This window comes from Moorena sp. SIOASIH (assembly GCF_010671925.1).
In the GTDB taxonomy this organism is placed as follows: domain Bacteria; phylum Cyanobacteriota; class Cyanobacteriia; order Cyanobacteriales; family Coleofasciculaceae; genus Moorena.
Genome location: NZ_JAAHIH010000011.1, coordinates 47,023 through 72,073, shown reverse-complemented (window position 1 = coordinate 72,073; position 25,051 = coordinate 47,023). Strand labels below are relative to the sequence as shown.

General features: G+C 42.6%; 4 protein-coding genes. All 4 read right to left on the bottom strand.

Annotated features, from left to right (window positions below; translation table 11 throughout):
- Window positions 1–7 precede the first annotated feature (7 nt).
- The 4 genes from F6J90_RS41835 to F6J90_RS41820 all read right to left on the bottom strand — a co-directional run bounded on the left by F6J90_RS41835 (window position 8) and on the right by F6J90_RS41820 (window position 25,051).
- Window positions 8–1,339: a cytochrome P450 gene (locus tag F6J90_RS41835; RefSeq protein ID WP_293108386.1), complete on the bottom strand. Its 1,332-nt coding sequence runs from the start codon at window positions 1,337–1,339 to the stop codon at window positions 8–10.
- Between the two features lie 110 nt (window positions 1,340–1,449).
- On the bottom strand, window positions 1,450–9,213 hold the full coding sequence (locus F6J90_RS41830; protein WP_293108383.1) for a non-ribosomal peptide synthetase: 7,764 nt from the start codon (window positions 9,211–9,213) through the stop codon (window positions 1,450–1,452).
- Window positions 9,210–19,280, bottom strand: coding sequence for a non-ribosomal peptide synthetase (locus F6J90_RS41825; RefSeq protein ID WP_293108380.1), 10,071 nt, complete (start codon window positions 19,278–19,280; stop codon window positions 9,210–9,212). The genes F6J90_RS41830 and F6J90_RS41825 overlap by 4 nt, the downstream gene beginning before the upstream one ends.
- Complete coding sequence (locus F6J90_RS41820) at window positions 19,277–25,051, bottom strand: type I polyketide synthase (RefSeq protein WP_293108377.1); 5,775 nt, start codon at window positions 25,049–25,051, stop codon at window positions 19,277–19,279. The genes F6J90_RS41825 and F6J90_RS41820 overlap by 4 nt, the downstream gene beginning before the upstream one ends.

Below are 25,051 nucleotides of genomic sequence, written 5' to 3'. Positions count from 1 at the left end.
ATAGCTGTTAGGCAGTAATCATATACATTGGAGAAGGTGCAATAGTAAAAGCGCTACGTACAGGCTTGATAACACGGTTATCAGGTAGGGCTAGTTTTAGGTTAGTGAGAATTGTCGCCAGGATTAATTTCATTTCAAACAAAGACAACGCATATCCAATACACCGACGACTTCCACCACCAAAAGCCACAAATTCATAAGCTGAAAACTGTCGCTCTAAAAAACGCTCTGGTCTAAAATGATTCGGTTCTGGATATAAATCTTCTTGCCTGTGGGTCAAATATATACAAGGCAAAATGAATGTACCTGGATCAAAGTGGTAGCCCATAATTTCTATAGGCTTTTGGGCAATACGATACGCTCCCAAAATGGTGGGTGGGTATATACGTAGGGTCTCGTGACAGACTGCATTCAAATATGGAAGCTTAGTAATTGCACTTGAATCTGGATTATCGCCAAGAGTGTCTAACTCAGCCATAAGCTTTTGATAGACCTTTGGTAAGCGGTGAATCCAGTACAATGCCCAGGTTATACTCATGGAAGTCGTTTCATGACCCCCTATTAACAATATCATTAAATCATCACGCAATTCCACATCTTTTATCGGCTCGCCTTGCTCGTCGCGAGCTTTGATCATTAAGCTAAGGATATCTTCACCTAATAAAGCGGGATTATCCCGACGTCGCTTAATTTCAGCATAAATTATTTCATCAACCTGCTGGCGAAGGCGTACAAAACGTCCCCATAAACTCCAAGGCCCCCAATCTTGCTGTAGGGCATGGAAGTACAAAACAATAGAGGTCAAAGGACTACTCATCAAATTCAGAAGTGAAATAAATGTTTGCTTAAGCTGTTGGAAGCTCGCTTCCTCATTTACCCCAAAAATAGCACGGATAATAAATTGCAGTGAGATATCTTGCATCGAACCCTGGACGTGAAACTGTTCTCCTTTTTTCCACTGCGTCATTTGTTGCTTAGTAATGTCACAAATTAACTGACTATAAGCTCGCATCCGCTCACCATGAAAAGCAGGCATTAACATTTTTTTTCGATGTTTGTGAAGATCGCCATCTAACAAAATTAGTGCATTTTCACCTGAAAAAGTGGTTGGTAACTCTTTCATAGCTTCCCCTGTCTTAAATGTTTGTGGGTTTGCTGTAAATATCGTCTTCATGGCTTGGGGATGACTGACAAACACCGTTGGAGGATAGTTCAAAAAACGTATTGTAAAGATATCTCCATAGCGTTTAGCACAATCCTCTAAGTAATTGAGAGGATTAACAATAATATTAATAGATTGTAGCAAGGCTGGTGTTTTTGGCCCATCAGGAAATTTCATGATTCTTCTCCTATTTTTGTATTTATGGACGGGTTTATAATTTAAGCCGGGATCAATTTAACGGTGTTGTGGAGTGCTGAGTGCCCCACCACACCGCCTTAAAAATAAGGCTACGGACGCTCCATAGGGTTAGCTGTTTGTGCTTTTTCTAAGGAGGATTTTAACTTTTCGGCTAGAGCACCAATGTATGGCTCTGTCATAATTGTCAGATGGTCTCCAGGAACAGTATGAAGTTCCACTTCTCCAGCAGAAAACTCACTCCACCCCCACAGTGGATCGTTTTTTCTACTGTCGTAAAGGAGCCTATGAATATCCGCACTAGGAGCAAGTTCAATTGGCACTTCCTCACTAGCGCGAAAGAGAGTAACCTGAGTTGGATAAAGCTCCTGTGGAACGTAGCAAGCATTTTGATTTGCTCTAGCCACTTGAACAAGACCGCGAATTTGTTTAACTCCAATTTCAGGAGGGAAAAGATTGACCTTCTGAAATCGCTCGTTAACATAATTTAATTGCTCCTCAAAAGTCAGCCGTTGGAGAAACTCGTATGATACATCAATGTTTTTTCCAAACATACGGCCAAATACGCCAGCAATGCTGGTCAGCATTTTTCCGCTATCCCAATCTATATCTGGCTTATGGCTGCCAGGCTCTGGTCTATCTGTATACGGTGCATGCATATCTAGAATAGCGAGTAGAGCCACCTCATTTCCATGCTTTTGTAATTGCTGGGCGACTTCAAAAGCCACTAGTGCACCAAAGGAATGTCCCCCTAAAAAGTATGGACCTTGGCTTTGAACAGACTTTATTGCTTTAATGTAGTAAGCTCCCATATCCTCGACTCTTGTGAAAGGTTCCGATTCTCCATCAAGACCAACGGCTTGCAACGCATAGAACGGTTGATCTTGACCTAAATAGCGCGACAAATGATAAAAGTACAGAACATTACCGCCGCCGCCAGCTATGCAGAAGAAGGGAGGCTTATAACCAGACGTTTGAATTGGTACTAGCGAAGACCAGGAAATATGGTCTGGTACCTCGCGGAGTACCGTTGCCAGTTTTTCAATTGTCTGACCTTGAAATAAAGTTGCTAAAGATAAATTTCTTTGAAACTGCTCTTCAATTTGAGCCATTAGGCGGATAGCGAAAAGGGAATTGCCACCAATATCAAAGAAGTTATCTCGAACCCCTACTGAGCAGATATTAAGAATGTTTGACCAGATTTTAGTCAACTGGAGTTCCACTAGATCCCGAGGAGGAACAAAATTCTCTTGCAATTGGGCTGTATCAGGAGCAGGTAGAGCTTTGTGGTCAACTTTGCCGTTAGGTGTTAGGGGTAGAGTGTCTAAAATGACAAAGGCAGAAGGCACCATGTATTCTGGTAGTTTCTGTTTAAGAGATTCACGCAGTTGATTGGTTTTGAGTGATTCATCGGATTTAACTACATAAGCTACTAAGCGTTTGTTTTCAGGAATATCTTCTGTGGCAATGACTACAGCTTGTTGGATTTGGGGGTAAGTATTGAGGATAGATTCAATTTCTCCCAATTCGATACGGAAGCCTCGCACCTTTACTTGGTTATCGATGCGACCAAGAAATTCAATATTCCCATCACTACCATAACGGGCGAGGTCGCCTGTTTTATAAAGGCGTTCGGATTGGGAATTAGAGAAGGAATTTGGGATAAATTTTCCACTAGTTAGTTCTGGGCGGTTGAGGTAACCTCGAGCTAAGCCATCACCTCCGATGTATAACTCTCCAGGTACGCCTATAGGTAATGGTTGGAGGTATTTGTCTAATATGTAAACTTGGGTATTATTAATTGGTCTTCCAATAGGGACAGAAGAAACATTAAAATCATTATCTACTTGAGCTACAGTAGACCAAATAGTCGCTTCTGTTGGACCATATAAATTCCACACTTGTTGGCTAATTTTAAATAATTTTTCTGCTATACTTATATCTAAAGCTTCTCCCCCACATAGAATTTTTAATTGTTTGTTTCCCTTCCATCCTGCTGTTAACAATAATCTCCAAGTTGCTGGAGTGGCTTGCATTGTAGTTACTTGGTATTTTTCTATACTTTGTGCTAAAAGTATTCCATCTACGGCAATTTCCCGACTGACAACAACCAGACGCGCACCTGTAATTAAGGGCAGATATAATTCTAATCCAGCAATGTCAAAAGATAAGGTCGTCACTGATAATAAAATATCATTTGATTCGAGACCTGGTTTTTGCTGCATTGATTCAAGAAAGTTAACCAAAGCTTTGTGCTGAATTTGCACACCCTTCGGTTTACCAGTAGAGCCAGAAGTGTAGATCGCATAAGCCAAATTATCTGAACATACTCCAAGATCGAGATTCTCCTGACTGTTTCGCTCTATTGCTCCCCCATCTGCATCTAAACAAACTACCTGTGCTTGATTTTGGGGCAAAGATTCAAGCAAAGACTGTTGGGTCAGCAACACCTCCACACTCGAATCGGCCAAAATATAAGTTAACCGTTCAAGGGGATAATTGGGATCAAGGGGTACATAAGCACCACCAGCCTTGAGTATACCCAACAGTCCAACCAGCATCTCTACAGAACGCTGCACACAAATGCCCACCAGCACCTCTGGTCCGACTCCCAAGCTCTGCAAGTGATGTGCTAGTTGGTTTGCTCTTTGATTTAATTGCTGGTAGGTCAACTGCTGGTTCTCAAACATCACCGCTACAGCATCGGGTTTTTTTTCTACCTGTGACTCAAACAATTGATGAATACATTTATTTGAGGAATATTCACTTGCTGTATCATTCCACTCCAGCAATAGCTGATGTTGTTCTGCTTTACTCAACAGGGGGAATTCAGCTACAGAAAGTTGGGGATTTTCTACAATCGCTGACAACAAGTTCTGGAAATGACCAGCCATACGCTCAATGGTTGATCCATCAAATAAGTCTGTATTATACTCCCATGACCCCACCAATCCTTGGTTAGTTTCGGTGATTGAAAGTGTCAAATCAAACTTAGCAATAGTGCTTTCTATATCTAACTGACTCAAAGTAACTCCAGGTATTTCTACTTCGCCCATGGGTATATTCTGCAAGACAAACAGCACCTGGAATAGAGGGGAATGACTCAAAGAGCGTTGTGGTTGTAATGCTTCGACTACTTGTTCAAAAGGTACATCCTGATGTTCATAGGCTTTGAGGGTAGTTTCCCTAACTTGTGTCAGTAAGCTCTCAAAACTAGGATTATCTTTTAGGGAATTTCTCAACACCAATGTATTTACAAAACAACCAATTATCGACTCAATTTCACTGCGGTTACGATTGGCTATGGGAGAACCAATTAAAATATCTGATTGACCACTGTAGCGATAGAGCAAAGTGGCAAAGGCTGCCTCCAAGGTCATAAATAAGGTAGTACCCGATTTCCCAGACAGGGTTTGTAACTTCTGGGTTAAATCAGTACTTAAAGTAAAAGTTTGAGTAGCACCTCGGTAAGTTTGCACAGCAGGACGAGGGTGATCGGTCGGTAATTGTAACAATTCTGGCGCACCATTCAATTGCTTCTGCCAGTAATTGATTTGAGTTTCTAGAACCTCTCCACTCAAATATTCTCTTTGCCACACCGCAAAGTCAGCATACTGGATAGGTAATTCTGCTAAGGGGGATGGTTCTCCCTGAGTAAAAGCTTGATATAATATGGATAGTTCTTGAATAAATATTCCTATTGACCAACCATCAGAAACAATGTGATGCATTGCCAGGAAAAATACATATTCTGTGCCATTTAACTGCCATAAACTGCATCTGATTAATGGTGCTATTTCCAAGTTAAAGGGAGTAGTTGCTGATTGTTGTAGTTGTTGCTGTAAGAGAGTTTCGCGATCTGTAACTTCTAGTTGCTGTAAGTCCACCACCTTGATTTTGAGGTTTGCTTCTGGGTCGATTACCTGTCTTGGTGTGCTGTTAACAGTTGGGAAGCATGTGCGTAGAACTTCATGACGGCGGACTATTTCTGATAATGCTTGTTGTAGGGCATTAAGCTTCAAGTTACCAGTGATGTGGACTACTCCTGGCATGTTGTAAGTGGCACTTGACCCTTCAAGTTGGTTCAAGAACCACAGTCGCTCTTGTGCCCAGGATAGGGGTAATTGTTCCCTCTCAATTCTGGGTTGAATGGGGGGAAGATTTAATCCGCTATCATTAGTACGTAATTGGGTTAAGGTTTGGTCAAGTTTGGCTACTGTTGGCGATTCAAAGATTGTCCGTAAGGGAAGTTCTAACTCAAAAGCTTCTCTAAGTTTGGAAATTAATTGGGTTGCGAGTAGGGAATGTCCTCCCAATTCAAAGAAGTTATCATTGATACCCACCTGCTCTAGCTTCAGGACATCTCTCCAAATCCCAGCTATCATTTCTTCACCTTGGTTGCGAGGGGCAACAAAAACTCCTTTTAACTCTGGTCGCTCTTTCTGCTTGCGCTCCTCAATTACTTTGAGCACCTGGACGGCCTGACGTAGTTCTGTGGCAATTCTTTCATATCGCCCAGATTTTAATTGGTACTGCACAATAGTGCTAACGTCTTTCTGCGTTGGTAATTTCTTGGTGGCGATCCCGTTAAACTGGCCTGGTGAGAAAGTCAACTCTTTTATCTCATCTACCTTAAATTTGAATAGGAAACCCTCACCTTTACTCTCCTTACCTTCCCTGCTAACACTTTCGAGGAAATCAAGTGCTGGCTTATTTTTTTGAGTAGGAATATACGGAACGTCAACATGAATAAGCCCGCGATCGCTAGCAATATCTCCTAACTTGGCAAGCATCTGATGCTCAACGCCCCTGCCTAACACCCGACAGCTTAGTAAAAAGCTGTCCACTCTCAAAACATCAGCACCCAACTCAAACATCAGCACCCCTACCAAACCATAATCGCCAAAGCGATCCTTGACCTCTACCACCAAACACTCTTGCTTTTCTAATGCACAGAATTCTTTAACATCCCCTTCAGAGCGCCTAATAGTTGTCAGATTGAATTGATTCGTTCGCTGTGTTAGCTGCGCTACCCTAGGGAGTTGATGGAGTTGGGGGGGATCGATCTTTACCCGCAATTCCAGTCCGTCAAGAAACTCCTCAAAGGTGAGTGACTCATGACGCACTTTCTCTCGCTCTACATTCTGGCGATAATAATCTGTCCGTGCTGCATCTTCAGCCGTCACCTTTAACTGGTCGAAAGCCCAAATATGCTTGATAAAATCAGGAATATGCCTGCTATCAGTAGGTAATTGAATGGTTAATACTTCTGGACAATTAGCTTGGACTTCCGCACACTCAATTGGGTTGTCATCAATAAAGATAAAGCTGTCCAGCCCCAGTTGCAGCTCTTGGGCTAAAGCTTTCAAATTCTCCGACTTAGATTTCCAGTTAATACGCCAGGAAACCAGATGTTCCTTTCTTAAAGGCATTGAATCATGGTGTTCAAATACAGCCCATACATCTACCTCTTGATTCTTACTACACAGACAGATTAGTTTTCCTGCCCTTTGCTGGGTTACTATGAATTCCTGCAGGGCTTGGTGAGGAGCATCTATTTCCACTCCTGCTGCTCCATCCTCCCCACAAACACCTTTCCACAAAGTCTCGTCGCAGTCGAGAACAATCACTTTGTAGGGAATACTCTTGAGAGCATGGATTTTCCGAGCAAGCATCGACCCCAGAGCGCTGAAGAAAGTCGGCTTATAGGGGATGTGACCGAGCTCGTCTCCATGAGGGTCGTAATAATCTGAAACTGGGTAAAGAGAAACCAATTCTGAGCTTTTTACCAAGTAAATGCTACTTAGCTCCTCAAGATAAGAAGCCAAAAATTCCTCCATCCTCAGATAAAGAGCTATATCCTCTGATTCGGCAGTAGTTGATGGAGGACAGATACAGACCAAGTAAGGCGTTGACGAATCTCTAGCTGCAGTCTTCAGAGCACTAGCAATATCTCTGACATTTTGCTCAATCTGTTCTATTTTTTTGTCAGGTTGTTCCAGAACTGTCAGAATACCCTCCTTGCCAGCAGCGTTACCATTAAGTTGCGAGGTTTTTTGGTTTCTCAGCCAATCCTCAAAACGCACTAAGACAATATTAACGCAATCTTGATTAGTTGCAATAAGGCTGACTGGATTAAGCAGTTCCTGGAATACCTGATTGTAAGGGGCAAATTGAATCTCAGAGGGCAAATCTAGTTCTTCCATCCAAAAGGTGAGAGACTCCTCAACTGGCTCTGCAGTAAAGGTTGCTGCAATTGCAATCTTTTGCTTTTTATCTCTTGCCTTGGCTGCTTTAGCTTTAACCTCAAGTTCTGCCGATAGCTCAAAGTCAGATAGCTTTGAATCTAACTGCTGCACCAACCTCTCTAGGGTCTCTTGATAACCCTCGACTAGCTGTTTAATTGTATCGCTCTCAAACAGGTCAGTATTGTACTCGCAATCAATACGCATTTTTTCTGAAGACTCAAGAATTACAAATCTTAAATCCAAAAGTGAAGATTCAAGATCTATATCTATAGGAGTAGCTTCAAGATTTTCATTAAAAAATCCTTTTAAAGGAAAATTCTGCAATAGGAGAGCAACATTATAAATTGGGTTGTGACTCAGCTGGCGGTCAGGATTAAGCGCTTCTATTATTTTCTGGAAGGGACAATCCTGATTAGAGTAAGCTTCGACAACTTTTTTTCCGACTTGTTGTAGGAATTCCTCTGCTCTTTGTTGACCATTTAAATGGTTACGCACAGCCAAGAAATTTATAAAGCAACCAATGAGCGGTTCAAGCTCGGAGCGATTTCGGCCAGCAATTACTGTACCAAGAACAATATCACTTTGTCCTGTCCACTTGAACAGGAGGATCTTGAGAGCGGTCACCAGAATAGAAAATAGAGTCACGCCTTGACTTTGGGCCAGGGCATTAAGGGAAGTAACGATAGATTTGGAGAGAATAACTGAATGTTGAGCACCTCGGAAAGTATGAACTGAGGAACGAGGGTGGTCAGTGGGTAATTCTAATAAATCTGGCGCACCATCCAATTGCTTCCGCCAGTAATTGAGTTGAGTTTCTAGAACCCCTCCATTCAACCACTGTCTTTGCCACATAGCAAAATCAACATACTGAATTGGTAATTTTGCCAAGGGGGATGGTTCTCCCTGAGTAAAAGCTCGATATAAGGTAGACAGTTCTTGGATAAATATTCCTATTGACCAAGCATCAGAAATGATGTGGTGCATTGTTAGGGAAAATACATATTCTGTCCCATCTAACTGCCATAAACGGCATCTGATTAATGGTGCTCTTTCCAGCTTAAAGGGCTTAGTTATTTCTTGTTGTATTTGTTGCTGGAGTACCGTTTCCCGTTCTTTAACTTCTATTTCCTGTAAGTCCACTATCTTGAGGTTTAAGGTGGCTTTCGGATCGATGACCTGTATTGGCGTGCCATTAACAGTTTGGAAACTGGTACGTAGAACTTCGTGGCGACGGACTATGTCTGATAATGCTTGTTGTAGGGCATTAAGGTTCAAGTTACCGCTGATGCGGAGCACTCCTGGCGAGTTGTAAGCAACAGTTGACCCTTCAAGTTGGTTGATGAACCAGAGTCTTTCTTGAGCAAAAGACAGGGGTAAGTTTTCATCTCTAGAGATAACCGAAATAGCTGGAGAATTGCTATCTTTTTTTTGTCTAACTTGTTTCAAATACGCCAAAATTTCTGCTTTGCGTTCTGCTATCTGCTGTGACAGTGCAGGTGTTAATACGCCTTCAGGAGCTTGACAGCGCAATTTTTCTCCATTAGATGAAACTTGAACATTTAGTTTACGCAGTTGAGAAAGGAACTTGACAATTGTTTGATTATTCATAATTCTATCTCCTCTATATTTGTTTCTGACTCTTGTATATTTTGTCCCACCCAACTAAGAACTTCAATGTGTTCAACCAAACCAGCAATTGTTGCTTCTGCAAAGAAGTCAGCCAGGGGTAGATCGATTTGGAAAGATTGTCGAATTCTAGAGATTAGCTGAGTAGCAAGTAGAGAATTACCACCAATGTCGAAGAAATTATCATTAACACTGACTTGATTTATCTCTAACTCTAATATTGTTGCCCAAATGCCAGCTAACTTCTCCTCAATAGGGGTACTGGGGGGCAGAAAAATTCTTTCTTGTACTGATATCTCAGGGGCAGGTAGAGCTTTGCGGTTAACTTTGCCATTTGCCGTTAAAGGGAAGACATCCATTAACACATAATCATTGGGTAGCATATACTGGGGTAATTTTCCTTGTAAATGCTCGTTTAGTTGTTGTGGAATAGATTTGTCTTCCTTTGAAGATTTACCTAACAACTGTTTGGTTTGAACTGTGTCAATCTTACCCCCCACAAAACTATAAATTAGACGTTGATTCGATTCCAACTCAAATAAATCTCGTAGCTTGTCAAACTCAAGACCGCCAATTGGACAAAGTCCCATCTGGTAGTTTGGTGCTGTATTCATTAATAGTTGCCCCATGTGCCCTGCCTCAAGGAAACAGAAATTTTCAGCTAGTTCCCCATACATCGGAGTAATGGCACTAAGTTTGCTAATCAAAAAGAGGGAAAACGCAGACTGCTCAAAAATCGGTTGATTGCCACCGTAAATCCTGCTGTCAACATCGCTCAAAGGATTGAGAAATACTAAATTATGCTCCCGAGGACAATAGTAATAAATACCTCCTGACAATCCCGAAACCCGTTCTGGCTTAATTAATAAATATGTTTGTACGGGATAAAGATTTCCTGCAGAAGGATAAAGATATTTGGGTAATGGATAATCGTCCAGTTTCATTTGCAGCAGACAGCTTAAAAACTGGCTAAACTCCTCTAAAGGAAGGGGTTGCATCAAGAATTGTCGATAACTCTGACGTTTGAGGTAAGCTTCTTTTTGAGCTTCATCAAGTTCTGAGAGCGGTAAAGAAATAGTTTCTTTTGTGGGAGATGGAGAACGCAATCCTGGTTGCTTGAGTTTAAATTCAATTTTCTCCACAGGGTCTTGTATTACCCCTGTTGTTTGACTAGGTTTATAACCTTCCGGTAGCTTGGCTTTGTCAACAGAGGTCTCACTGGGGATAACATAAGCGACTAAACGTTTGTGTTCCGACTCACCAAGGGCCATAACAACAGTATCCTTGACAGTAGAATGCTCGCTTAATGCCGCCTCAATTTCACCCAATTCCACGCGATAGCCATTGATTTTCACTTGGAAATCTGAGCGCCCAAGAAATTCAATATTACCATCAGGCAAATATCGTCCCAAATCACCGGTTTTGTACAATCGTTCGTGAGTAACTGGGTGAGTGATAAAACTTGCGTTTGTCTTTTTCTCATCTAACAAATACCCAGAAGCTAAACCAACTCCTCCGATATAAAGATCTCCAGATACCCAGACTGGAGTAGGCTGCATTAGATCGTTGAGGACAGAAACAGTTTGATTGGCAAGGGATTTACCGTAAGGAATGCTCTTAGTTACAGGGGAAATTTGTTCGATCGGATAATAAATTGACCAAATTGAGGCTTCAGTTGCACCACCTAAGCTAACAATTTGGATCTGGCTCCACAACTGTTGAATTCGCTCTGGTAACGTTAGCGGTATCCAATCGCCACTGAGCAATGCTAATCGTAGGGGGCCATGGGACTGGTTGAGCTGTCCAGACAAGTACTCAACTAACATTTGCATTAGTGCGGGTACAGAGTTCCACAATGTAACTTGGTGTTTAACAATTAACTCATACCAACGAGCAGGATCTTTGGCATCAATCGCAGATGGGATGACCAAAGTTCCTCCAACAGCCAAGAGCCCAAAAATGTCATATACTGACAGGTCAAAATTCAACGCGGACACAGCTAGTATTCGGTCATTAGCTGTAACATTGAATCGCTGGTTGATGTCGAGGATGGTGTTTACTACTGCTTGATGCTTAATGATCACCCCTTTGGGTAAACCTGTAGAGCCAGACGTATAAATTACATAGGCCAAATCTTCTGGATGATGTACGGGGACGAAGGATATTGAATCATTTTTTCTTGACTCGAAAGTATCTACAGACAAACACTCAATGCCTTCTGGTATTGCTAGTTGTTCTAACAGAGATTCTTGGGTCAGAACCACCTTCACTTCCCCTTGGGTAAGTAAAAATTCTCTTCGCTCCTGGGGGAGTTCGGGGTCAATAGGCACATAGGCCGCACCAGCCATCAAGATTGCCAATACTGCAACAACTTGTTCCCATCCCTTGAACATTACTACAGCGACTAAGCTATTGCGCGAAGCTCCCAGTTGTTGCAACCAATGCCCGATGTTGCGGGCGCGTTGGTGTAAGTCTCCATAGGTTAAGCAGCGCTCTGGGGTAATCACTGCCAATTCTTGATAATTTTGTTCCACCTGCTGCAGAAACAGACTGTGTAAGGTTTGTTGGGGAACAGGTAGATTTATCTGATTGAGTTGTGCAAGTTGTTGGAGTTGGGCTTTTGGTAACAGTTGAGGGTAGAAGTCCATCCAAGCAGATTCTGACGTTGCTAGGTGTTGCAGATAATCTGTGTAACTCTGGAACATATTATCAATAACACCTTCACAGAAAAGCTCTTCAACTATATCCCACTGAAATATTAATTCCCCTTGTTCTTCCAGAACTTGATGGTCTAGCCAGACTTGAGGAGTTTGGCTAATGCTATAGACCATTTTTCCTAGCTGATTAACCCACAATTGTTCTTCCGACTCGATACCAGCCCCCAGAACGCTGGTAAAGACAACCCCCATAGCTTGATAACTTCCATATAGGCGACGCAATTCTCGCTGCACTTGCACACCACTGACATAACGGTGGTCTAAATCTTGCCACAGTTGTTCCTGTAGCAGTTGAGCACGCTTAATAAAAGGAGTCGGTTTTGAGTTATCAACTTCTAGGAGCGTGAGGGATGTGAAATCTCCAAGTACCTCATTAACTTGGGGATGTAAGGGTAAGCGATTAAACAGGGTCAGGTTAATGGTAAACTTAGAACTCTTGCTCCAACAAGTTAATATGTCAGCAAAAGCAGCTAATAAAACAGTAGAATTAGTTATATTTGCCTGACTTGCCTTGTCTTTTAATCGCTGCCAATCAACAACATTTAATCGCCCACTGCGACGTGTAAACTGCGGTTGCTCTAGAGCAACTATCTGCTTGGCAAAGGGTAATTCTGGTGCTGGCGGGAGAGTGGACAAGCGATCGAACCAGTAATCTTGAGAACGCTGATACTGTGGTGTAACATCCAGCCCTATTTTAGCCAGTACATAGTCGCGAAATGACAGTTCCAATGAAGGCAGGGAACTTTCTGGGTCTCGATACAGTTGCAGCCAATACTGCCCCAGTAGCATTAGGCTCCAGCTATCAGCAATTAAAGCATCAAAACTCAGATGGAGGCGATAGTGCTTTTCATTGAAGTGAGTGGCCTGCAACTTGAACAATGGCCATTGCTCAGAGGGTAATATTTCGTGAGACATTTGCTCCCGAATTGCCTTGAGGTGGTCACTAACTACTGGTTTTGGCTGGTTTTGTAAATCAAAAACTTGTATTTGATAGGGTGGTACTTGTTGTTTGACTTGCTGTTGTCCGTCGGGTAACACTACGGCTCGCAGCATATCATAGTGGTCAACTAATTTCTGCCAAGCCTGGTTTAAGCGTTCTATATCTAAGTTTTCAGAATCGATCTCTATGTAAATATGGCTAGCAACATTACCTAAATCAAAGGCTTGATTGCGACCTAGCCAATAAGCTTGTTGAATATCAGTTAGAGGGAATGGTTCGTAGCGTTGTTCTGGGTCAGGTACAAGGGTTGGTAAACTAGTATCTGATTTTTGCCCTGGTAAGAGATTTTCTTTGATTATGGTTTGCCCCAGTTCACCAACTGTAGGTGCTTGAAACAGTATATGCAGAGAAATTTCTTGATTAAAGACTTGCTGTATACGAGAAACCACTTGCACTGCTAGCAGAGAATTTCCGCCCAGAGCAAAGAAATTGTCATGGATACTAGTAACAGGCACTTCTAGTACCTGCTGAAAAATTTCAACGAGTTGATGTTCTACTTGGTTGCGTGGTTTTGTTTGTTCAAAAAGACCAATACCTGTGCTAAGTCCAATCAGCTTTTCTCGAACAATTTCTCCAGTTTCATTTAGAGGCATCTCGGCAAGTTGTGCCCACACACAACGGCTGAGTCTGCCAAAGCGATCGCGTACTTCCAACGCTTCTAAATTATTCACTGGTAATTGTTCGACCTTGGAGGTGAAATAAGCCGTTAACTGCTGTAGGTTTTGAGGTTCTGAGGTAATAGTTAAACGTTCAATGTTGGGTTTACTCCCATCCAAACCCACAAACAAATGATGTTGGCCACGAGACAACGCGGCTAATAAAGAGCACATCCCTTGTGCCTTATTAATCGAAAAGTAGCCTTTAGCATGGGTCAAGTCTTTCATTTGATAGCCCAGACTCATGCCGATTTCATCCCACATACTCCATGATAAGCAGTAGCTTTGCAGGGTAGTATAGGTCTGCTGGTAATCGCAAAACGCTTCCATAAAACTAGAGGCAGCAGCATAAGCACCTACAGTAGTACCGCCAAAGAAGCCATTGATGGACGAAAAATGAACAAACAAACCTTGAGGATTATCTTCCAGCAGTAGTTTATGTAATGCCCAGGTTCCAAGTACCTTGGGACGAAGAACGGCAGTGAGACTTTCTAGAGTTTGGGATACTAATAGTTGTTCGGTGAATACTCCTGCCAGATGGATAATCCCATCAAGCTGGCCTCCCCATTTGGATAGAGTTGTTGTCAATATCTGCTGCAACTGAGCATAATCACAGATATCTACATCTTCATAAATGACTGCCCCTGGTAGTTGCTGCAATTGTTGATAAGCTTGGATTTTCCTTGCCAGTTCATTTCCACTATCTAAATGAGTTTGCCAAGTATTTTGATCGGGTAGAGAAGTGCGACCAACTATCAGTAACCGTGCTTGATAATTCTTAAGTAGGAAACTAGCAATTTCAGTTCCAATACCTCCCAGCCCTCCACTTATTAAGTAGATACCACCTGTTATGAAGGGTAATTCTTGCTTTGGTTCTTCAGCTAGATTTACAGATTCGATTCCACAAACCAAGCGTTTTCCGTCTCTGTAGGCTACTTCTGTTTCTTTGGCAAAATTGTCCAGTTCTTGCCGAATGTATGCCTTATTGACTTGAACCTCTATGACTGGCAGATCGATGTGGCGACAGTTCAACCAGGTCATTTCTTGACCAATTGTTTTCAATAAGCCCAAAACTGTCCCTTTATCATAGGCTATCTTATCACTCGGTACTATCGACTGACTGTAACTTGATACCCACAGTAATTGTACCGACTGCTCTTCACTCCGAGATTGTTCTAATGCTTTCACTAAGAACAGCAAACGAAACAATCCTTGCTTTTGTGACTGCTCCAGCCCTTCTAGGTGAGCAATTTCTCCTCTATATTGATCGTATTCCCACAGGCAGACAATCTGGCCAATCGTTTTGTTTTCTTGTGCCAATTGCTTAAAAAGCATCTGATAGTGTTCTGCTTGTTCGGGCACAAGAGAATAATGATTGTCACTGATTTTGGTAAAGTTTTCACCGACAGACACTTGGATACAAGGCTGGTGATGTTTTTCTAATTCCTCAGATAAGACTGTTCCTAGCCCTAAAGTATCGCTAAATATTAGGGTTGTAGTTATCTGGGAAGACAGATTAAAAACAGGGACTTTGGCTTGCCAGACTTTACGGTAAAACCAGCTTGGGATAGTATTAACATTCAATAGTAATAAATCTACCCGTTTGAGAATGGTGTTAAATTCACCTGTTTCAAAACGCTGTTTTAGTTGAGAACGTTGAATTTTACCGATCGCTGTTTTGGGAATAACGTCTCGTTCTACAGGAATCAAATAATCAGGATTAATCCCAAAACGATCCACTACCAGTAAGCGAATTTCCTTTAACAAATCTGCTTCTCGATCCCTTGCGGCTTTGGCTGGGTTAAAAAATATTGCTAATTTGTCTGTATCACTGTCGGCATCTCTGACAGCACAAGCTGCCGTATAAGAAACTTCTACACCTTCTATTCCTTCTATTGTGGCTTCAATTTCATGGCTATAGTAATTTAAACCGTTTATGATTATAATATCTTTTTGCCGTCCGGTTATTGTTAAACACCCCTGTCGCAGGAAGCCTATATCTCCAGTATTAAACCAACCATCTTCTGTAAAAGCGTCTTGGTTTGCTTCTGTATTTTGATAGTAACCAGATGTGACAGACGGTCCTTTTACTTGTACTCGACCCGCCATTGTCTCTTTCACTATCTGGTTTTGATTATCTACTATTCTGATGGCGAACCCTGGCACTGGAGATCCTACTTCGACAAATTTCTGCTCGTCTGTGGTTGAAGATAGTAGAAATTTAGATGAAAACGTTACCGCACTTGAGGTTTCTGACATGCCCCATGCTGGATGCATCGCGCGATCTTGGAGCTGATCTTGACCTAATACTTCTAAAAATCGCCTGACGGTTTTTGCAACAATTGCCTCTCCAGCATTGAGAATAAATTGCATAGAGGACAAATCCCATCCTCGGTGATTTTCTTGTTGACTGCCAGTCTTTTGTCGATTTTCTAGTTCTTGAACAATTAGCCCATAAGCAAAGTTTGGAGCCCAAGTAATTGTGGCTCGATAGTGGCAAATCCAATCTAACCATCGTGTCGGTTCTTGCAACACCAGTTCTGTTGGAGCATGGATTTGCTGACATTCCAAATAAACGTCCCTCAGATGGAACATGACTATTCCCCCAACATGGTCGAGGCTAAACCAATTTAAGGAAATATCGTCTTTGCTAAAGCCGTTGAATTGAACGGTTGATGCACTACGGCTTAACAAACTACGGTGGTTGTGCATGACCGCTTTGGGCATACCTGTACTGCCGGAAGTTAGCAGCAATAGCACCAAGTCCTCTGATTTTGATTTATGCCAATTACGATCTGCCTCTGAATCTTTTAATGGTTCTATGGATTCTATCTGAAAGTTTTCTAACTTTAATTCTTCTGCCCACTGATGAAGTTTTGGAGCTAACTTTTGCTCTGATAGTACCAATGGCTTTCCTAGCATCTGCCAGCTATTTTGCAGCTTGTTCAGGTTGCCCGTTGCGGAAATTGGTACGGGGATGAATCCTCCAAGAATACATCCCCAAAATGCACTAATAAAGTTGTGATTGTCTGCTAGTTGAAAGATTACCTTGTCTTGGGGCTTGAGACCGAGTTTTTTCAATCCTCCCAATAGTCTTTGGGCATCCTCTAATAAATTTTTATAGGACTGTACGAACTCAGTTCCATCGGGTTGGATGTATACTACACCTTTAGTCGAATTCTCTAGGGCTGCTCGTTGCAGTATCTCCCCTAAGGTTTGTGCCTCTGGCTCTGTTAGAGGCTCTCCTTGGCTGATGGCGGGCTGGTTTACTTCCTGTGGCAAGTTCTTGTTAACTTTGTCTATCAAGTTGTCAGTTTCAACTTGAGGAGAATCTGTACCCATTCCCTTTGGGGGCGAGGGTACTAAATCAGAAATATGTAATCTGGGAAGAGTTTTTACTTGTGGCTGAACTACCACTGCTACTTGCTCTATTTCTGGCAGCGATCGCAACTGTTCTTCCCAACGTGACACTAACTCGGAGTCAATCACCTCCAATTGGGCTAACGCTGATTCATCTATTAGTCCTTTGCCTGTTAAGGTCAGGTTAGATACTGTTACATAGGCACTTGGCAGCATATAGCTGGGTAATTCGGTCTTTAACTGATTGTGGAGAGACTCTGACAAGAAAGATTTAGAGGTTACTACATAAGCAACTAGTTGTCGTTGTCGCATGATCACATAGCAGTCTTCCACCCCAGTAATTGCCAGTAAGGCTTTTTCTATAGCCTGCAACTCCACCCGATGCCCTTTAATCCAAGCCCAACGTTGCCCAAATCCTTGCAATTCCAGACAACCATTGGCACGAAGACAACCCCGTTCCCCAGTTTTCAATAAACTACCAAGTTCGGGATGCTCTACAAAACTAACTGGGGCTTGTTGGGTCCGATTTATGTCACTCTCAGTTAAATTGCAACCTCCAACATAAACCTCTCCCGTTACTCCTGGAGGTACTGGTTCTGCATAGGAATCTAAAACATAAACTGAAAAATCAGTTGGCCAACCCACAGGCACTACTTCTGTATGCTCTCCCAACTGAGTTTGCCTGCCACTAACCTCTCCTGGATAGCCAAATAAATCCTCAAACAATTGATAGATAACTTTATTCTGCCCCTGTTTTCTACCCAAGTTATTTCCGACTGCTAGGCACTGCTGCCGCTCGGTTGCTGTTAGTAATGGGAATTGAGCTATGTTATAATTTGGCTTTATTACTATTGCTTGTAATAGCGTCTGGAAATGCTCCACCATTCTGGCAATAGTCTGTTCCTCAAATAGATCAGTACTGTACTTAATAAGTCCACCAAGAGACGAGCCAACCTGTATCATTTCTAGTATGAAATCAAATTGACACTCCTTCGTTGGTCTGTCAAAGGCTTCTAACTTAAGTCCTTGCCAATCCGAAGACGTCTTCATTTCGCCAGAGAGCAGCTTCCGCCATTCAGACATTTGCTGTAGCAGGAAAAAAACTTGAAAAATCGGAGATCGGCTAGGGTCGCGCTTTGGCAGCAATCGCTCTACTAACAATGCGAAAGGGTAATCTTGATAGTTTACTGCTTCTAATACAGTATGCTGAACTTTAGTGAGAAACTCCTTAAAACTTAGATTTTCCGAGGCCGACATCCTCATAACAACCGAGTTAGCAAAGAAGCCCACAATTGGAGCCTCTTCAGCCCTATTTCTACCTGATGTGGGAGAACCAACTAAAATATCCTCTTGACCTGTGTAACGATAAAGAAAGACACCAAAGACTGCCAACAATAGTGTGTAGAGCGTGACATTTTCCTTCTGAGCTAATTCTATAAGCTGCTGACTGAGTTTTTCAGATAAGCTAAAATGATAGGCTGCCCCCTCGTAGGTTTGTATGGGCGGGCGTGGTTTGTCTGTGGGTAGATTTAAGGTTGGTAATTCGCCCGCTAGTTTTTGTTTCCAGTATTGCCAAAGGATTTCTCCTCTAGGGCTATCCAAAATTTTCCTTTGAGCGCGAACATAATCTTGATATGAATACTTTAGAGGGGGAAGAGATGCTGGTACATTGGTCTGTTGAGCTTGATACAATTTGGCTAATTCCTGAAAGATGATGTCTATAGACCAGCCATCACAGGCAATGTGGTGTATTGTCAGCAGTAGAATATGCTCTTGAAATGACCGCACAAACCATCTGACGCGCATCCCCGATTCTTTTTCAAGGTTAAAAGGGTGCTTGTGAGCTTCAATCACTCTCTGATTTAATTCCTCTTTACTCCAAGCAGAGGCATCAACCTGCAAAAAGTCCACGTCTTGATCGCGATGTACTTGTTGAATTGGTACTTGACCTAGCTTAGTAAATGTGCTTGACAGCATGAGGTGACGTTGGCATAGAGCTTGAAAAGCTTGCCTCCAAGCTGTCACATCCACCTGGGAGCAAATACGAACAGGTACGGACACGTTATAAACACAACTACCAGGTGCTAGTTTCCAGAGAAACCACATTGCCTGTTGTCCGTAGGAAAGGGGATAAACATTGAGAATATCTGGGTTGTCACACAGTAACTGTAAAATCTCTGTCTTATGTTGCTTCAGCAGAGCCAATACTGATGCAGTTGATTCTTCTTTGGGAGCATCGTAGCGTAACTGCGAACCTTCACTCCAGATCTGCCAACCTTTAATTGAAAGCTCTTGTAAAAACTCAACTAAATTCATAATTCACCCCTTACTCGTTCTATCTGGTCTGCTTCTTCTGTGTAAAGTTGTTGGTGATTTTCCCCCTCAACTTTTTGACTAGCGTCAATCTCGTTCAGTTGCTCTTTTACCTCAGTTACTATATCGGCAATACTAAGCCCTTCTATAAATTTGACAGTAGGAATATCTATCCCTAGCTTCACTAGACTCATATTTCGCAATTCTACAGCCATTAGGGAATCAAGTCCCATGCTATTTAAAGGTTTTTGTAAGCTTATTTCTGAAGCGCTTGTCCGTAACGATTTCGCAATTTCATTTTGAAAATGATTCAATAAAATGTTTTCTATTTTACTTGGTGAAGCTGCTTGTAATTTTTCTAAGATGCTATACTCTTGACTCTCTATTGTTTCTATTGAAGGGGTTGTCATATCCACAGTAGAGAGAGTCATCAGGTCACTAAATAGCTTTCCTAATCCCCTTACTTCATAATATTTCTTAAATGTAGACCAATCTACTTTTGTCACTAGTGGTTGGATAGCATTGGTTTTTAAAAGAAAACTTAAGGCATTAAATCCTTGCTGTGGTCGTAATTCTCCTAAGCCAATCTGCTTCATCCATTGTACATAACTTTCCTCAGAAACCATACCCCCAACACCGAGACTTCCCCAATTTATACTTAATGCTGGGAGCCCGATCGAACGACGATAATAAGCTAAAACATTAAGAAAGTGGTTAGCTGCATCATAATGTCCGTGACCTAGGGAACCCCATACTGACCCAATCGAAGAAAAGCAGATAAAGAAGTCTAGATTTATCTCTTTGGTTAGTTGATGAAGAACCCACGTTCCAACTGTCTTCGGGCTAAGTATCGATTCAAGTATTTGATGAGTCATCTGACTTAATTTGTGTTGGTCACTTAAACCAGCAGCATGAATAATACCCCGCAGTGGTTTTTGAACAGTATGGATCGACTTAATAATTGAGGACATTTGAGCTTGGTTGGTAACATCAGATGCGTACACTGTTACGCTAGCTCCCTTCTCTTCCATGAGTTGAATAGCTTGAACCTGTTTCCATTCATGACTCTCTTGGTCAAGGTTGGTCCAATGTTCCCGTTCGGGAAGGCCTTTGCGTCCGATTAATGCTAGCTGGCGAGCTCCTTGCTCTACCATATATTGGGCGAACTTCAGCCCCAAGTAACCAGTACCACCAGTAATCAAGTAAGTAACATCCGACCGGAACTGTAGACTTTGAGATTCTATGAAGTTCTTATGCACTAGGCGTGGGACGTAACGCTGTTCATCTCGAAAGACAATATGGTTTTCACCATTTGAATCCCCAATTTCTGCTAAAAGTTTGGCACAGGAACGTTCCAATGCTGAATTAGGGTCTAAATCTATCATTCGTACCGACAATTCAGGATGTTCTAGAGAGATAACTCTACCCATTCCCCATAAAGGTGATTGTGCTAATCCCGATCCCGAATCCTTGATGGGAACAACAGGCTGTGCATCTCTGGTCACAAGCCACAGATGAGGCGAAAGCTGAAATTTTGCCTCGCTCAAGGCTCGAACCAAATATAAGGCAGTTCCACATCCCTGTATTGAAGCTACTTTCAGGTCTTCTAGTGTTAGTTCCTCTGCTCTTGGAGTATCTAAGCTCCATAGATGGAACACTCCTTTAAAATCGGGCAGATTAGCTTTTACCTCTGTCACCAGTTTTAAGTAGTCATCAGAATTTTCCGGGTTTATGGTAAACTCATCAGATGCTATCTGTTGGTACTCCTTTCCTGGAAACACCAAATTACAGACTTGTCCGAAGGTCCGCAGTCGATTTGCCAACTCTTGAGCGATACCTTGCTGGTCTGCAAAAATTAACCATCCCTCACTGGGAGGCAACGATGGAGTAGTTGCAGTTTGAGCAATAATTACACTCTGGGAAGATATAACCTCTTCTGTTCCCTGAATATTGGGCAGGTTTACCACTTTGGGAAAACCGCTTTCGACTAGCAATTTCTGCCACTTTGATACACTTAGTAGGGGTTGATTAGGTCGTAAATCAAAATCCCTAAAATTCCACCATCCGTCTAACATTCCAGCAAATAAAGTTACCCACCGCCTGGGAGTTGTGATTTCTAACAACACCAACATCCCTCCAGGTCTCAACAACTGCCTCACATGCTCTAGAGTTTTACGCAAAGAGGCTGTAGCATGGATTACGTTAGCTGCCACTATCACATCGTACTGATGGGGTTCAAACCCTTGAATTTCGGGATTTTTTTCAATGTCTAAGTTTTGATAGTGTATGAATGGGTAATCCTTAAATTTATCCTGTGCTTTGCTGGTAAATAAGGTACCGATATCGGTGAAGATATATTCTGTTTGCTCTGGATTCAGATGAGGCAATATATAGCTAGTAGTTCCCCCTGTACCAGCTCCAATTTCTAATAATCGCACCCCTCGGCTTGGAGGTAAATTTTCTATGGCAGTAGCGATCGCACGCTGGACTAAAGTGTTGGTAAATTTTGCTTCAGGAGACTGTTCATATATTTGAGTAGCTATAGTTAAATCCCCTTCAGGGAAGACAACTTGCAGGGGTTCTATAGTTCCCTGCAAAACTGCTCTCAATTGGGAACCACAACGCTCTAACATAGTTAGTTCTGCATTAGCGCTGGGGAATTGAGCAAGTAAGGTCTGATTTTTTTGTTGTAGATTGACTTTTTCAGGAGTTTGGAGTGTCACCCACTGATTTTCGGTGTAGCGCAGAATTTTTACTTCTGCTAGCATTTCTAACAACAGGTTGAGAAGTTGTTGATATTGTGGTACTACACCTAATCTTTGGGCTAGGGATTCAGTGGAGAAGTTTTCCCCCAGTTTAAATGACCATCCCATTTTGTCAAAGGCTTGCAAGACATATTCCACACTCAAAGTTTCTAATTGTCTCACAAGTTGACTGTAGCTATCCAAGTTATTAACAGAGGCTAAAGACGACACCAAAGGTTGTAGTTTCTGCTTAATGGTCAATGGGTCTAGAAGTTCCTCTGATGGAAACTGGCTGCCAAAACTAGCTTGAGGTCGCCATTCTACTTCGTATAACCAATCCCGGAACTCTTCTTTATCTACAAAGTTAGTAAAGTTAGTTGCTTTGGTCCAATACCGTTCTCTTTGGAAAGGATAAGTAGGTAATACTACTTTCTCACGGATATAATCTTTGTCAAGGCCTGACCAGTCTACCTCTAGACCTCTTACGTACAATTCCCCTAAGCTCTCTAGCAATTGTTGCCAGTCTTCGCGATCTTTGCGCAGAGAAGGCAACCAAACCCCCGTGTCCTCTGGTAAGCATTGGCGTCCCATTCCCAGCAAAATTGCCTGGGGGCCGATTTCCAAGAAAATTTGACAGCCTTCCTGGTATAAAGTCTGCATACCATCAGCAAAGCGCACTGGTTTTCGTATATGATTCACCCAATACTCAGGAGTGCTAGTGTCATCGCCTATTCGTTGCCCAGTAACGTTAGAAATTAGAGGAATCTGAGGCTGATTGTAGGAGATTTGCCATGCGGCTACCTCAAACTTCCCTAGCATTGGTTCCATCAGCGGAGAGTGAAAAGCATGGGATACTTGCAAAAATTTTGCTTTTATTCCTTGCGTTGACACGCTGCTGTAAATCTCCTGGATGGCTTCACTTTTACCAGAAATTACTATACTGCTGGGGCCATTGAGAGCTGCGATCGCAACTTGATCGCCATAGGGAGCAATTACTTCTCGCACTTGAGATTCTGATGCTAGCAAGGACAACATCTCACCACCTGGAGGCAATTGTTGCATTAATTGTCCCCGCATTGCAATCAATTTGAGACCGTCTTCCAGGCTGAAAACCCCAGCAACACAGGCAGCGACATATTCCCCCACACTATGACCGATGACAGCATCCGCCTCTATGCCCCAAGATTTCCATAATTGGCATAGCGCATATTCCAGAGCGAATAAAGCAGGTTGAGTATAGGCTGTGTTGTATAACTTTTGGTTTACCTCGCCAGATGTTGGAGAAGACAAATCAATATCTGGATAGAGAACAGAGAGTAGTGGTTCTTCCAGATAGGGACGCAAAATTTCTTCACAGCGTTTGAGGCAATTACGAAATGTCGGTTGGGTATCGTAGAGTTGACGCCCCATATTCAGATACACAGACCCTTGACCAGTAAATAAGAACGCTATTTTCTGGCGCTTGGGACTGCATATTTGACCGGTTGGCACTGTATCTTCGCCCTCCGCAAGATCGCGCAGAGCCTTTTGCATCTCTGTTGTAGATGTTGCCGTAACAAAAAGGCGGCGATCAAAATGCGTTCTTCCTGTATTGGCAGTGAAACAAACGTCTGCCAGCTTTGCGGATGAGTTTGATTTCAGATGAGCCTCATAGCGCTCTACTAATTCACTCAAAGCCTTCTGATTTTTGGCTGAGAGAGCAAGAATGTGAGCAGGGCGTTCAATGTCATTAGCTCTGGTTTCTTGTTTGGGAGCTTCCGACAAGATGACATGGCAATTTGTGCCACCAAAGCTAAAGGAACTGACTCCAGCCAAGCGAGGTTCTGTAGCAACAGACCAAGGTTGGCACTCAGTAGGTATGAAAAAAGGTGTACCTTCTAACTGAATTAAGGGATTCAGTTGTTTTAGGTGCAGGTGGGATGGTATTTGCTGATGTTGTAGTGATAGAACTGTCTTAATTAGACCAACTATTCCCGCCGCAGCTTCCAAATGACCGATATTGGTCTTAATTGAACCAATCCCACAGGACTCAAAAGGCGATCGCCCTTGACCCAGTACTGCTTTTATGGATTCAACTTCTATTGGGTCTCCCAAGGAAGTGCCAGTACCGTGAGCTTCAACATAACTAATCTGGGCTGGCGCTACACCAGCATTTTTTAATGCTTGCCTGATAACTGCCTGCTGCGAACGCCCATTGGGTGCAGTCATTCCATTGCTGAGACCATCATGGTTAACTGCCGAGCCTTTGATAACTGCTAAAATATTGTCTCTATCCCGGAGGGCATCACAGAGGCGTTTGAGGACAATTACACCACATCCTTCCCCTCGTACATAACCATCGGCGTCTTTGTCAAAAGTCTTACAAAAACCGTCCGACGCCATCATCCGAGCTTGAGAAAAAGTGAGAGTGTATTCGGGGGACAAAACCAAATTCACCCCTCCAACCAAGCACAAATTAGATTCACCGCTTTGCAGGCTTTGACAGGCAAAATGCAATGCTACCAGCGATGAGGAGCAACCTGTGTCTATCGCCAAGCTAGGTCCGTGCAAATTCAGTATATAGGAGAGACGATTCGCTGCAATACCAGGCGTGATGCCAATGCCGCCATAAGCATCTATATTAAGGTGATCATTGAACACGAGTCGGCCATAATCACTAGCAACGATTCCTATAAACACACCTGTTTGGCTGTCAGCTAACTTATTTGGTGCCAGTCCTGCATGTTCCAGAGCTTCCCAGGCTACCTCTAAGACTAGTCTATGCTGGGGATCCATTGACTCTGCTTCTCGGGGAGAAATTCCGAAGAAACTCGGTTCAAACATATCTATCTGTTCGAGGAAAGCGCCCCAACGGGTGTTCATTTTTCCTGGTGTAGCTGGATCTGGATCATACAAGGCATCAACATCCCATCGATTTGACGGAACTTCAGTGATGGTATGCACCCCATGCCGCAGCAAATCCCAAAAGCTTTCTGGATTTCCAGCACTTGGAAAACGACAACCAATACCTATAATCGCGGTTGGATCCAT

Coding starts and splice junctions, on each gene's coding strand:
- F6J90_RS41835 (WP_293108386.1), bottom strand. CDS start 1,339: ATGAAATTTCCTGATGGGCCAAAAACACCAGCCTTGCTACAATCTATT.
- F6J90_RS41830 (WP_293108383.1), bottom strand. CDS start 9,213: ATGAATAATCAAACAATTGTCAAGTTCCTTTCTCAACTGCGTAAACTA.
- F6J90_RS41825 (WP_293108380.1), bottom strand. CDS start 19,280: ATGAATTTAGTTGAGTTTTTACAAGAGCTTTCAATTAAAGGTTGGCAG.
- F6J90_RS41820 (WP_293108377.1), bottom strand. CDS start 25,051: ATGGATCCAACCGCGATTATAGGTATTGGTTGTCGTTTTCCAAGTGCT.